Origin of the sequence: Paenibacillus sp. BIC5C1 (assembly GCF_032399705.1) — a bacterium.
GTDB lineage: Bacteria > Bacillota > Bacilli > Paenibacillales > Paenibacillaceae > Paenibacillus > Paenibacillus taichungensis_A.
On record NZ_CP135922.1, the window covers coordinates 6,500,324 to 6,514,401 of the forward strand.

The 14,078-nt window shown below is 47.8% G+C and carries 10 protein-coding genes; 2 read left to right on the plus strand and 8 right to left on the minus strand.

Annotated elements, in window-relative coordinates; genetic code table 11:
* The first annotated feature begins 27 nt into the window (after window positions 1–27).
* Together RS891_RS29185 and RS891_RS29190 are read left to right on the plus strand one after the other, a co-directional pair.
* Window positions 28–1,035 carry an ABC transporter substrate-binding protein gene (locus RS891_RS29185; protein ID WP_315793857.1) on the plus strand — a complete coding sequence of 336 codons (1,008 nt, stop codon included), beginning with the start codon at window positions 28–30 and terminating at the stop codon, window positions 1,033–1,035.
* 77 nt (window positions 1,036–1,112) lie between these two features.
* Entirely contained in the window at window positions 1,113–2,825 is a 1,713-nt protein-coding gene (locus tag RS891_RS29190; protein WP_315793858.1) for an ABC transporter ATP-binding protein, read from the plus strand.
* Window positions 2,826–2,969: 144 nt separating this feature from the next.
* On the opposite strand, the gene RS891_RS29195 is transcribed toward RS891_RS29190, so the two are convergent.
* The 8 genes from RS891_RS29195 to RS891_RS29230 all read right to left on the minus strand — a co-directional run bounded on the left by RS891_RS29195 (window position 2,970) and on the right by RS891_RS29230 (window position 14,031).
* Window positions 2,970–4,259: an ABC transporter substrate-binding protein gene (locus RS891_RS29195; RefSeq protein ID WP_113052957.1), complete on the minus strand. Its 1,290-nt coding sequence runs from the start codon at window positions 4,257–4,259 to the stop codon at window positions 2,970–2,972.
* Window positions 4,247–6,019, minus strand: coding sequence for a sensor histidine kinase (locus RS891_RS29200; protein ID WP_315793859.1), 1,773 nt, complete (start codon window positions 6,017–6,019; stop codon window positions 4,247–4,249). The genes RS891_RS29195 and RS891_RS29200 overlap by 13 nt, the downstream gene beginning before the upstream one ends.
* A gap of 92 nt (window positions 6,020–6,111) precedes the next feature.
* A complete protein-coding gene (locus RS891_RS29205; protein ID WP_113052958.1) occupies window positions 6,112–7,761 on the minus strand; it encodes a type 2 periplasmic-binding domain-containing protein in 1,650 nt (549 codons plus the stop codon).
* 27 nt (window positions 7,762–7,788) lie between these two features.
* Window positions 7,789–8,658 (minus strand): carbohydrate ABC transporter permease, encoded by an 870-nt coding sequence (locus tag RS891_RS29210; RefSeq protein WP_315793860.1) that lies wholly within the window; start codon window positions 8,656–8,658, stop codon window positions 7,789–7,791.
* 15 nt (window positions 8,659–8,673) lie between these two features.
* Window positions 8,674–9,639: an ABC transporter permease gene (locus tag RS891_RS29215; protein WP_076287528.1), complete on the minus strand. Its 966-nt coding sequence runs from the start codon at window positions 9,637–9,639 to the stop codon at window positions 8,674–8,676.
* Between the two features lie 227 nt (window positions 9,640–9,866).
* Window positions 9,867–11,414, minus strand: a complete 1,548-nt coding sequence (locus RS891_RS29220) for a response regulator (RefSeq protein ID WP_315793861.1) — start codon at window positions 11,412–11,414, stop codon at window positions 9,867–9,869.
* Between the two features lie 268 nt (window positions 11,415–11,682).
* The gene (locus tag RS891_RS29225) at window positions 11,683–12,597 is read right to left on the minus strand and encodes a class I SAM-dependent methyltransferase (RefSeq protein ID WP_315793862.1); all 915 of its coding nucleotides are present in this window, start codon (window positions 12,595–12,597) and stop codon (window positions 11,683–11,685) included.
* Window positions 12,598–12,807: 210 nt separating this feature from the next.
* The gene (locus RS891_RS29230) at window positions 12,808–14,031 is read right to left on the minus strand and encodes an MFS transporter (protein ID WP_315796481.1); all 1,224 of its coding nucleotides are present in this window, start codon (window positions 14,029–14,031) and stop codon (window positions 12,808–12,810) included.
* Window positions 14,032–14,078: the final 47 nt, after the last annotated feature.

A 14,078-nucleotide genomic window follows, 5' to 3' on the forward strand; every position in this document is an offset into this window, starting at 1 on the left:
TTGATTATATACAGGGGGAACAATCATATGTTTACTGCAAAAAAACGCTTTTCCGGCTTGCTGCTTATGCTCGCCATCATCATGATCCTGGCTGCCTGTAACAGTGGTACGGGTTCCGGCACAACGGAGCCAACAGCGGCGGGTTCGGAATCAACAACAGATTCAACCGAAACAAATACCAACTCTTCCGGTGCTACGCGGATCTATAAGTCATTAAGTGGGGATGTGGAAATTCCGGCTGAACCGAAACGGATTGTTACGGATATGTACGTAAGTGATCTGCTTACGCTGGGTATAAAGCCTGTTGGCGCTGTTCAATATTATCTGGAAAATCCATTTTATGCAGATCAGGTGGAGGGTGTAGAAAATATTGGTGATCGGGGTTCCGTATCCCTTGAGAAGGTCGTTGCGTTGGACCCGGATCTGATCATTACCTACTCAGATAAAGCCGAAGAAATTGAGAGCTATCAAAAAATCGCACCTACCGTGGTCATTCCCTACGGCACGTTCACCAATGTAGAGGATGAGATTCGGGGCTTCGGAGAACTCATGAACAAATCCGAAGAAGCCGAAGCCTGGCTGAAAACGTACGATGAACGTATTGAAGCCGCTCGCGCCAAAGTAAAAACTGTCATTAAACCGGAGGAAACCTTCTCCATCCTCGAAGTATCAGACAAGAGCTATTATGGCTATGGAGACAACTTTGGTCGCGGTGGACAAGCCGTTTATCGCGCTTTGCAGCTTGCACCACTCGAAATCACGAAGAAGGAACTGATGGGCGATACCCAATGGAAAGAGATTTCACGTGAAGTCGTTGGTGACTATGCAGGAGACCATATCTTCCTAACCGTAGGGGAGAACAATAAAAATTACCAAGGCGACTCCATCTGGCAATCACTCCCGGCTGTGAAAAACAATCAGGTGTACGAATTACAGGAAGATCGCTACTGGTACTTCGATCCGATTGCAATTCAGAGTCAGGCCGAAGAATTCGCCGATATGATCGTAGAACGTGCACAGCAAAATCGCAAATAACATATGAGAGATGCAAGTGTCTGGTCAGGCTAGGGAGCTTGTCCGGGCATTTGCGTTATATGGAGGAGGACTTACATATGCTTCGCCGTTTCATGGCCTATTATCGTCCTTATCGGGGACTCTTTATATTGGACTTCTCCTGTGCCATTCTGGCTGCACTGCTGGAGCTTGCGTTTCCCTTGGCTGTAAACAAAGTTGTCGATCAGCTGCTTCCCGCAGGCAACTGGTCCATGATTTTATCTGCCTGTGCCGGATTGCTGGGTATCTACCTGCTTAGTTCCTTTTTCCATTATGCAGTCACCTACTGGGGACATAAGCTCGGTATTAACATCGAATCCGATATGCGGCGGGAACTGTTCCAGCGTGTGCAGAAGCAATCCTTTCGCTTTTTCGATAACAACAAGACGGGGCACCTCGTCTCTCGCATGACCAACGATCTGATGGATATTGGTGAGATTGCGCATCATGGACCCGAGGATCTGTTCATTGCCCTTATGACGTTGGCGGGAGCCTTCGGCATCATGCTGGGTATCAACTGGCAACTGGCTGTCATGACCTTCATCATCGTACCGCTGATGATCTTCCTGTCCCTCTATTTCAGCCGCAAAATGTCCAAAGCGTTCAAGCGTATGTTTGCAGATATTGCAGACTATAACGCACGCGTAGAGAACAATGTGAGCGGAATTCGTGTAGTGCAGGCCTTTGCCAATGAAAAGCATGAAGTGAAACGTTTTGTCGAAAATAATGAACGCTTTCGCCTTACCAAATTAATCACCTACCGGATTATGGCGTGGAATTCCTCGCTCAGCTTCATTCTGATGAAATTTGTCTCACTGTTTGTACTGGTGTGCGGTACGTGGTTTGTCATTCAGGGCAGCATGACCTACGGAGAATTTATCGCCTTTGTCATGTTATCCAATGTATTTCTTGGACCGATTCAGCAAATCAATTCGGTCATCGAAACTTATCCCAAAGGCATCGCCGGATTCAAAAGATATCTGGAGCTGCTGGAGGCCGAGCCCGATGTGGATGATACACCACAAGCCAAACCCATCCCCCATGTGAAAGGCGACATCGCCTTCCATGATGTTTCTTTTGCTTATGGGGAACACAAACCGACCTTGGATCAGGTCAATCTGGAGATTCAGGCAGGACAAACAGTTGCGCTGGTTGGACCTTCGGGTGCAGGCAAATCTACGCTGTGCAGTCTTATTCCACGCTTTTACGATGTGGATGCGGGGCATATCTCTATTGATGGGATTCCGGTAAAGGATATGACACTGGAGTCACTGCGATCCCATATTGGGATTGTGCAGCAGGATATTTTCCTGTTTGATGGGTCGATCCGTGAAAATATTGCCTACGGCAAACTGGATGCACCTGATGAAGAAATCTGGCAAGCCATCCGCCGGGCCCAACTGGAAGAGCTGGTACAATCTCAACCGGAAGGACTGGATACTCTAATTGGTGAGCGGGGCGTCAAATTGTCTGGCGGACAAAAGCAACGTCTCTCCATCGCTCGCATGATTCTAAAAAATCCGCCGATCCTCATTCTGGATGAAGCAACCTCCGCACTGGATACCGAAACGGAAGCCGCCATTCAGTTGGCTTTATCCGAGCTGGCACAAGGACGTACAACGCTGATCATCGCCCATCGGCTGGCAACGATCAGACACGCCGATCGTATTGTGGTTGTGGAGAACAGCGGCGTAGCCGAGCAAGGCAGCCATGATGAACTTCTGGCGCGTCAGGGCTCGTATAGCCGATTGCATCAAGCCCAGTTTGGTTAAAGGTAGGCTTAAAAGTGAAACCAAGTGGTTTGTAGACTTAAACACATGGTCACGACAACAACAGAACAACCTTCCCTCTGTCCTAGAGTGAAGGTTGTTCTGTCATATGAGTGGCAAGTGTAACTAACGTTTAGTCAATATAGATCACTTTCCATTCAGAATGGCATTCGCCCGCTCACGGAATTCCTTCGCCGCCTGCTCCGGCGTAATTTTGCCAAACAGCAAAAGATCATACAACTCACGCAGCACCGCAGTAACCTCGGGTGCACCTACAGGATCAGGCGGGTCCATCTGGCTGCTATTATCCGCAACCCAATCCACGTAGTCAAACACCTGTGCCAGCTCCGGTTCAACCACCAGCTTCATTCGCTCTTTGACACTGGATGAGACGGGCACACCTCGCTCCCCTTTGAGCAGCAGATTGGCTTCCAAATCATTCACGAAAAAGCTGATGAACTTGGCAGCCTCCTCCTTATGTCTGGAATTGCCCGCCATGGAGAAAAACATGCCTGGCTTCAAAAACAACCCATCCTGGCTGTTTGGCCCAGGCATCGGTACAATCGATAACGGCTTGTCATAACGCTGAGCGGTACTGATAAATTGGTTGGAATACCCCCAGCTGAACAAAGCCTCTCCCAGATAGAACGGGTCGTTATCAGGCTGGCCAATATCTGATGTCCAGATATCCGGTGCAAAAATAAGCTTCTTCTGCGCCAGCTGCTGCATCCGCCCAAAATAATCGATAAACAGCCCATCATCCTCATACCCCAGCCTTGTGCCATCCTCGGCGTACAGCTTGGAACCATACTGTCTCAAGTAATACGCGAAAAACTGTTCCGGCGTGAAATACGTTCCCAGATAGATGCCTTTCCCGAGCAATTGCTCGCCCATCCGGTCAAAATCCGTCCATGTCCACGTATCCGTTGGCAATTCAATATCATTAGCCTTCAACACTTCCGGATCATAGATGCTGAGCATAGCGTTGACACCCAAACTGAGACCATAGGTTTTTCCATTCAGGCTACCACTCTCCAGCTGTTCCTTCTCCATATCTGTTGTGTCAATTAGCCCGCTCTGCATGTACGGCGTCATGTCTTCCAACAGCTGCAGCGAACTATACTGGGACAGATAGGAGATGTCCATCTGGATAATGTCGGGCAACGCATTGCCTGCTGCATGTGGGGCAAGTTTTCTCCAGTATTCGTTGAAGCTGCTATATTCGTATTCAATGTTCACATGCGGATTCAACTTCTCATACAAGTTGATAACGGCAATGGTGGCATTGTTACGAAAATCCCCGCCCCACCAAGCGATTCGCAGCGTTATCGGCTCTTCTTCCACAATCATGCCTGGCCTTTGATCCAACTGGTTCACACAACCAGGAAGAGTCAGCATAAGACAGATCATGCCTATGGTTCGCATCAATCTTCCCACAGCCTCTCCTCCTTACCTGGTGATGGGGGTGGCAGCAGCACTGTTACTCTCGTTCCAAGCCCCGGCTCGCTCTCCAACAGAACATCATATTCTTCACCAAAAGCCAGACGCACCCGCTCCCTGATATTCAACAATCCAATACCTGTTCCTCGGGTTTTCACTTCACCACGCAGCACTTGTTCCACATATTCGGGCTCCATGCCAGGACCATGATCCTCCACGATAAGAGCCAGCCTGTCACCTGACATTTCAGCATACACTCGAATCAGACATGATCCAATCTGTGGTTCCAGGCCATATTGAATGGCATTTTCCAGTAGTGGCTGCAGGGTCAACTTAGGAATGGCACAATTCAGATAAAGAGCGGGTACATCCATACGAAAATCCAGCCGCTGCCGGAAACGGTAAGTTTGAATGGTGATGTAATGGTTTACGATCTGCAGCTCTTCTGCAAGGGTAATCATATTTTGCTTGAAGCTAATGGAGGAACGCAGTAAATAGCCAAGTGACAGCACCATACTGGAGATTTGTTCCTGCCTGTTCTTTTTGGCGAGCCAATGGATCGAATCCAGTGCATTATACAAAAAGTGGGGATTGATCTGCGCCTGCAGCGCCTTGAACTCCGTTTCTTTAATGACCAGCTGACTTGCATAATTTTCTTTGATCAATGTATTAATATGTGTAATCATCAGTCGATACGTACGCTGTAGCAATCCAAGCTCATCCATGTGCTGATGTGTGGGAATAGTCAGATTGGCGTCCATGTTCTCCAGATCTCCATACTGGACCTCCTTCATCTGACTGATCAGCTGCCTGATTGGTCTCGTCAGACTGCGTGCAAACACCATTCCGAGCGCGAGAACAACCAGAATTGCGATAAGATAGACGACAATCAGTATATTTTTCAACCATATAATGCGTTCAAAAATCGCATCGTAAGAGGCCATATTATAGTAAACCCAGCCGGTGTAGGCGGATTTCTTCTGGGAAAGGAATATCGCCCTCCCATCCAGATTCTTGATCTCATATCCCCCACTGCCTGGAAGTGGATTCAGTCCGGCGGTCACCGCTTCCGGAAGCTGGCGATAAGGATAGACCACTTCACTTCCTGCTTTTAAAATAATGTCACTGTCCTGACTGTCCATACCTGCGTATTCCTCCACGAGACGTTCGATGTTAATACGCAAAAAGAGAATGCCTACCGGCTCCAGGGTCATCGGTTCATAGGATCGCACCTGACGCACCATGACCAGCATCGGATCATCATCATCCGGGTATAGCCAGCGCACTGCACCATTGGCCTGTTCCGCAGCTTCAATCATCCGATCATATTTTTCCCGGGATACCGTCAACGTCTCACCATATTTATTCACCCTTCCTGTGGAATCAATTAGATGTACGGACTGCACATATCGTGCAGCCCCACTAATATGCTCCCATAGCCGATCCGTGATCTTCTTCCGTTCCATAAAGCTGGAATATGCGCTATCTTCAATCACCAGTGACTTCAAGGCCCTTTGAATCTGAGTATCGGAGATCATGTTTAGTGATAACGCTTCCAACTTCTGAAGTTCAACGTCCACGGTAGAGGAGGACAGGTTCAGAAGACGAGATGACTTGTCGAACAGCTGTTTGTCATAAACGGAGTACGTATAATACAAGGAACCAAACGCCAGGATGATGATAAACGCCATCATGAACATAATCATCAGAAACATTTTCATTTTGATGCTCAGTTTGCGGTAGGCTGTCATGATCATGATCCAAGCGCTCCTTTGACCTACGTGATACTACTAGATATATCATATCCCGAAAGGTTTTCCCAAAGTTTTAGCGCTTCATTCCTCGCGTATTATTTGGACTGATATCGGTCATAGGCCGCCTGATGAACCTCAATCGCCCGGTCAATGCCCATACTCTTGATCGTTTCGGCCATGGTGTCAAATTCGGAGATCGGCTTCTGTCCGCTAATGATGGCAGTCATCGTCTCATTTAAATACGTATTCACCTGGCTCATAATGGACGTACTTGTGCTTACCTCATCTGTTGACAAACGAATTGGCGGAAGTGTCAAGGCAGAGCTTGCTTTCATCCATTCCGCATTCGCTGCACGCTGTCCGTCGTCAAAAAGTAATGCATCCAGATAACGGCTATCCTGATTGATTGGACCGTCCATAATGGATAAAGCATAGGAAGCCAGTGCCTGGTCATAAGTCAGACCGTTCGGATTATTAATGATGGTATCTGAGAATTTGACACCGTCCCCGTCGCGAACATAGCTGTCATTTTCGATACCGAAATTGAACAGATCACTACCCTCTTCGCTATAGTTGTAGTCCATCCACTGCACAATATATTTCAGTTTATCTTCGTCTGCGGAAGCCGTAATAGCCTCACCATAACTCAACACTTTGGTGTCCATATTAAATGTCGCATAGGAAGTCCCATCCGGAGACACAGGCCACGGCACGCCGGTCACATTAAAGCTTGGATCTGTATCTCTCATCAGATTGAAATATTTACCCATACCGCTGAACACACCGCCCTGATACGCTCCTGCGAGATTGCTGGTGATCTTATAGTCGAATGCCTTGCCATCATTGGTCATAATCTCAGGATCAATTAGCCCTTCCTTGTACCACTTGGCCATCGTCTCCAGAAAGTCACGGTAGCCCGGCTGGATGGGTCCGAATTCCACCTTGTCTCCATTCATCTGGAAGCCACCAATTACGCCAAAAGCCGCAGCAAAATCATGGAGCTTGGTCAGGTTTCCCGGTCCCCAGTTTCCGGTGAATGGCAGCTCATCTGGCTTGCCATTGCCGTTAGGGTCCTGTTCCTTGAATGCCTTGAGGACCGTATACCACTCATCGATGTTGGTAGGTACCTTAAGGTTCAATTTATCGAGCCAATCCTGGCGGATAATTAAACCGGAGGTGGCATTCAGCTTCAAAGCATCCAGCTTGAGCAGCGGGAACATATAGATCGTACCATCGTCGAGAGCGATCTGCTTCTTCACATCTGGATCGGATTCAATAATTCGCTTCAGGTTCGGGGCATAACTATCGATCAGTTCGTTTAGACGAATGATACGACCGTCCTTGATCATTTTTTCCGGTCCACCAACGGCATCTGCCCAGTTATAATAAATGACATCCGGCAGCTCCTTCGTAGAGATCAACAGATTAAACTGGTCACGCTGTTGTCCAAGCGGAGGATGTGTGAACTTCACCTTGATACCCGTCAACTTCTCCTTCTCTTTGTAAGCCCCCATATCTCCAAAATTGTTCAAGGAAGCCGTCAGTTTGGCATCATTGGCGCGCCAGTAGTCAATGGTAAAGGGCTCACTTGTAATCGGTAGCGGTATCTCAGTCAACGCCTGAACCGCAGGTTCTGTTGCTTCTGCTGGCTCTGCGTTGCCTGGTTCATTATCCCCCGTACAACCCGCCAGTAAAGACATGGTAAGTAGCGATGACAACAGGATGGACCCCATTCTTTTTTTCACGTAATTCGCCTCCATAGGATACATTTTTTATTGTTTCACAGCACCGATTAGAGCGCCCTGAACAAAATAACGTTGGATGAACGGATATACCAGCATAATCGGCAGCGTGGAGATAATGATGGTGGCATATTTGATGTTCTCCCCAATGGCAAAGCCGGTATCGGCTCCAGCGCCCATGGCCTCTGTACTGCTGCTGATCAGAATATCGCGCATAATAATCTGGATCGGATATAGCTCCTGACTTCGCAGGTAGAGCATCGGTCCGACATAATCATTCCAATGGTCCACCGCATAATACAGCATCATGACCGCCAGGATTGGCCTTGACAACGGTAGTACAATTCGGAACAGAATCAGAAAGTCATTGGCGCCATCAAGCTTCGCCGATTCGATCAGACTGATCGGAATACCCTCAAAGTTGGTTTTCATAATGAGGAAATAAAACGTACTGATGGCTCCTGGAATAATAAGCGCGAAACGGGTATCCACCATCCCCAGATTTTGGATTAGCAGAAAAGTCGGAATCATGCCCCCGCCGAAGAACATCGTGAACGTAATTAATTTCATCAGCGTTTTTCTGCCCATCAGATCACTGCGTGATAAGCCATAGGCTGCCAGCGAAGTCATGAGCAGATTGATGGCCGTGCCGACCACAACATAGAACAAGGTGTTCATATATCCGGTATAGATGCGAGTATCCTGAAATACCGACTTGTACGCTCCCAACTGGAAGCCTTCAGGAATGAGCATCAGTGACCGGGAACGCAGCATTTGATCCGGATCACTAATTGAAGAATTGAAGACGTACAGCATCGGGTAAAAGCATAAAATCATGATTACCAAGAGCAGCAATATATTGAATACATCAAAAAGTCGTTCCCCTATAGACTGTTTCATCGCTTCACCTTCCAATTACCAGAGACTGGTTGAGTTAAGCTTTCTGCTGATCGCATTCGCGATAATGAGCAGAGCGAAATTAATGACACCGTTAAATAGTCCGATGGCGGTTGAATACGTATAGTTCCCTTCCAAAATACCGGATCGATAAACAAAGGTGGAGATGACATCTGATGTTTCATAGGTTGGTGCCGTTTGCATCAGCAATATTTTCTGAAAATCAGCGTTCATGACTGCCCCCATGCGCAAAATCAACATGATCACAATCGTTGGCATGATGCCCGGCAGTGTAATATGTAGCAGCTGTCTCCAACGGCCTGCGCCATCAATTTTGGAAGCCTCATACAGCTGTGGATCAATCCCGCTGAGCGCTGCCAAAAAGATAATCGATGCCCAGCCCGCCCCCTGCCAGATGTTGGACAGGATGTACATCGGACGGAACATATCCTTCTCCGCCAGAAACATGATGGGTTGCAGGTCGAAAAAGTCACGAATGACGTTAAATAGCCCACCATCCAATGCGGAGAACGTTTTCAACATTCCGACCACGACGACAACCGAGATGAAATGTGGCATGTAACTAATCGTCTGCACCGTGCTTCTGAACCACTTTTTCCGTACTTCGTTCAGTAACAGGGCCAGGATGATTGGAGCCGGGAAACCAAACACAATGCTGTAAAAACTCAAAATCAGCGTGTTCTTGATCAGTCGCCAGAAATAATAACTTTCGAAAAACATGGTGAAATTGTCAAAACCAACCCATTCGCCTGCCAAGATTCCTTTGACCGGGCTGTAGGATTCCTGAAATGCCATCAGCAGCCCGTACATAGGCCCATAGCTGAAAATCAGATAATAGGCTACAACCGGAACGAGCATCAGATACACGTATCTGTTGCGGACAAGCTCCTTTTTCACTGAACTCCATTTGCCGGCTGGCTTCAAACGCCCAGGTTCAATCCCCCGGCTTCGATTCAGCTCCATCCACTCAACCTCCACTCTCGATGTTCATTCATTAACATGACACCTCTAATGATAGAAGCGAGCGCCTTTTCTTCCCATGCTCATTTCCGTTAAATGGATGTTCAAAACCGAGTTCCGTCCGACAAAAAAAGACCCTGCTGCCGATGAAGGCAAACAGGGCGAGGTATGTAGATGAGGTACAAGTGAAATATGCCAGTGAGATATGTTCATGCGACAGTAAAGCTGTTCTAGGGCACTTTCTTGTACTCGGAAGGGGAGAAACCCGTGTATTTTTTGAACATTTTGCTAAAATACGGCCAATTGGAGCCAAAACCCGTCTGTTCGGCAAGCCAGGATACGGTACAGTTTCCGTCCTGCTCCAGCAGCTCCAATGCTCTTTGGATGCGGTAACTTAACACATAATTGGTGAATTTCTCACCTGTTTCTTTTTTGAACATTTTACCAATGTAGTCCGGGTTCATATATATTTCTCCGGCGATGGACTGGAGCGTCAGTGTTTCGTCCCTGTAGCGCTTCTCTACGATCTGCTTCACACTGCCCACCATCTGTGATTGTCTGGAGCGGTGTTGTTCGTAGCGACGCAGCGTAATTTCCTTGGCAACGGCAAGCAGAAACTGTTGAAAGGAATACAACGTGCTGGATTCAATCATACCTGGCAACTGGTCCATATACCTTTTCATCTCGGTAGAGCCGCTGAGCCGAATCATTTCCATAAATATTTGAATAAGATAGGACTTCGTTTGAGATATATCGTATCGCAAGTCAGCGAGCAGCTGAAACACTCTGTTCAACTCTGTTCCGGCTTCCTGCCAGTGTCCAGCCTTGATCGCCGTAGCCATCCGCTCTGGATCATATTCGAATTCAGGAAGAGTCCGCTCGCCTGGCGAGTAGACATCCCGCTCCATAATAAGACTGCCTTCACCGAGGTAAAAGCGGTAATTGAGATAGACTAGCGTCTGCATGTACAATTGCCGTGCCTGTGGAAGATCTCCTGGTTCGCTAAGAGCAATGGTGAGATCATCATGATAGTATCGGGTAAATGTGGCGCGGATCTCATCAATATTATGGAACAACTGCGGTTCAGACAACTTGTCCTCCATCATCAGTAACACATGACCTCCAACCGTGGTACTTAAGATCGAATTATGAAAGATATCCTCGGCGATGTTCTTGACCGCGAACAAGTGCAAATACTCATGATCTCCCTCAATCTCTACCAACAGCAACCGCACACGCTGATCCTGAAATTGTACATCGAACAGCTCCCCGAAATACTTCCATTCCTTGACCCCGTAAGTTCTGTTAGTGACCAGCTCCTTAAGAAAATACTCCTTGGCATGCGGTAACACACGCTCCAGATTATATTGTATCGACTGTACAAAACGCTCCTGATCCGTCCACTCCCGCTTCTCACTAACCAGTTCACCAATGGCCTGTACGAGATGCTCCTCACTGCAGGGCTTGAGCAGATAATGCTTCACGCCATACTGCATCGCTGTCTTCGCATATTCGAATTCCGTGAACCCTGTGAGCAGGATAAACGAGACATCTGGATACTTCTCCGCCACAGCTTCAACCAGCTGTAACCCATCCATTCCCGGCATGCGAATGTCCGAAATGATAATATCTGGACGCTGCTGTTCTATAAAAGATAACGCTTCCAATCCATCCTGCGCAATGCCGATCAGCTCTGTCCCCAATTGGGACCAGTTCACGACACTGGAGATCCCATCTGAGATGATAAATTCATCATCGACCAGCAATATTTTGTACATCGTCCCCCTCCTCCTGCCTTTAACCATATCCATTCTATTATATGAGCATTATGCACAAATGGAGGGCAGAACGTTGAATGACATGGGATTGAACTATAACAAGTCGGATTTCTGAACATGTGTATCACATGCGAAGTTATTGGCTACCGAATCATGGTCTATGTTGTTCTTGGTTCAAACCAAACAACCCCACCCTGCTACAGGGTGAAGTTTGTTTGCTGCTATGCAATTGCGGGCTATCTAGGTGACCCTATCTGCCCAGATCGATTTATTTTTTTACCGCGTGAATAAAATGTATCGTTTCAAATGCCATCAGATGATCGGTTCGATCCTGGAAAAACTGTTCCTGAATCGCCTCCGGATTCAGATGCTCATAAATTAGCAACCCTGCTTCATCAAGCAAGGCTTCCATCTCCGCATAGGCGTACCCGGATTTCATCGGCTCACCGCCAGCCGCAGCCATCTGGACCATATGGTCCACGCGATTATATATGCCCTTCGTTTCAAAAAGATGCTCGTCAGCGTAGTCAAAAACAATTGAACTGCCGGACGGTAGGTTCGTAAACAACACTCGCAACAGCCGGGACAGGTCTTCTTTGGTCCAGTAAAAAGAGACGCCAAGTAGACTCAAAAAGGACTTCTCCCCACTTAACTCTTCGTCCAATAACGTTGGAAGAGAATCCTTATTGGTTAAATCCATGGCCACAAAGCGCAGATTCAATGGAACAGGCTGTTTTAAGGATGCCAGCCGACTGAGCTTGAATTGCTGTGTTGGCGGGGCGTCCACCTCAATAATCCTCAGGCAATTCTTTAATTCCATATGCCGCAGCGCAAACGTATCGAGACCGGCTCCAAGAATCTGATATTGTGTGCTTCCCAGTGCCAGTTCATGAAGCAGCACCCTTTCACAATATGCAGCACGGGCCAAGGGGGTTGGAGCAAGCTGGGTCTGTACAATCCACCTCAGTATTTTATCCGGGTCGTCCTTGATCAGATGAGCCATGTCAGGGTTGAAAAAATGGATACCTTGAATCATATTCTCACGGATATCCGCAAACTCTTGAGGCGTGATAAGCTCTTTGGCTATATAATCATCGAAAATAAGAGGTGTATCGTATTGGCAGTGATAGGCTCGGCCAAAAGCCGAAATCAAGGATGTGATGCTGGACTCATTTTGCTTCATATTTCATCCTCCCGTACAAACAAAAATAAGATTCCCCCTGGCCAGGAGAACCTTAGTATATACGGAATATTTTAATATGTAAATTATAGCATAAAAAGATTTTTTTGTCAATCTAAATTCGCAGGATGCTCCGACAGATTTAAGTGGCTTTCTTTGCCCATCCACTCCAATCTGTCCCCTGCCTCCCTCACACCACTCAGCTCGCAAAGGCTAAGCGTCCAATCCGTACTCCTTCACTTCACGGTTGCGGTTCAGCACTGCATGCAGTACAAAACCAAGCACCGCAATAACCGCCGTGCCAGTTGCCAGCCACGCTACAGGGATCAATCCCTGTTTGTCGTACATGACCCCCATTGCATACGGTCCGATAACCCTTCCGACCGCACCAATCCCACCGGATATCCCGATGTAGAAGGGTGCCGATCTTCCTGCGTTCTCTGAGATGAATGCCGGGGTAGCAGGTGAGATCAGCATTTCCCCAAAGGTAGCCAGTACCATCGCAAGCACCATCCCCGGATAGCTATACATGGTGATCATGACGATGTAAGCCATGCCATAGAACACGGCACTTGCAGTCATCTGAGCAGTCGATGTACGGGCCATCGTGCGCTTAACCCAGCTGGTAAAAGGTTGTCCTACAAAGATCAGCACCCCATTCAGGGTCCAGAGCAGACCGTACATTCTTTTCTCCATACCTTCGGAAATAATATACGGAGACACACCCGTATTCCATATGGAATTACCGAACAGCAGGAACAGCACACCCAGGCTCATAAACAGATATAATCTGGTGTTGCCCAGCAGCGCCCAGACGCCCGGCCCATCGGGAACCGTTTTGCGCTTGGTCAGATGTACTTCGCCCTGATCCGGTTCTGCCCGCGACAGATAATACCAGAAGAAAATCGCAAAGCCGGCGGAGGTCACCCCGTTCAGTACAAAGCTGAGGTGATAGGAAAAGTCAGCCAAAAAACCACTGAGCGCTGTACCAATTGCCACACCGATATTGTTGGCGACATAGATCACATTGAACAATTCCCCGCGTCGCTCCGCAAACCGGAAGCCAATAAAGGCTTGAATCGCTGGTAACGACAATGAACTGAACAAGCCAATCCAGCCCATGGCACATATAAATACAACCCAATACGCGCTAATCCACGGCAGAGCAAACAGCCCGACCGCATTTAACGCCAGCGATCCGATGATCAGCTTCTTGACGCCCACCCGGTGGTACAATGCACCGCCGAGCAGTTGCCCGAAGATACCTCCCAACGACTGGATCAGAATGACAAACCCCGCGTTCGCCATCGTGCGTCCAAGCTCGTCAAATACATACATCGTGGTCAGCGGCCACATCAAGGCACTACCTGTCGCATTGACCAAACTTGCCAGCAAAAATATTTTCACTTCTTTTGGATACGTATCCAGCCATCTCATCATGTTGTTTATTCTCCTTAGTACCTTCAAAAAGCATATTGCCATAA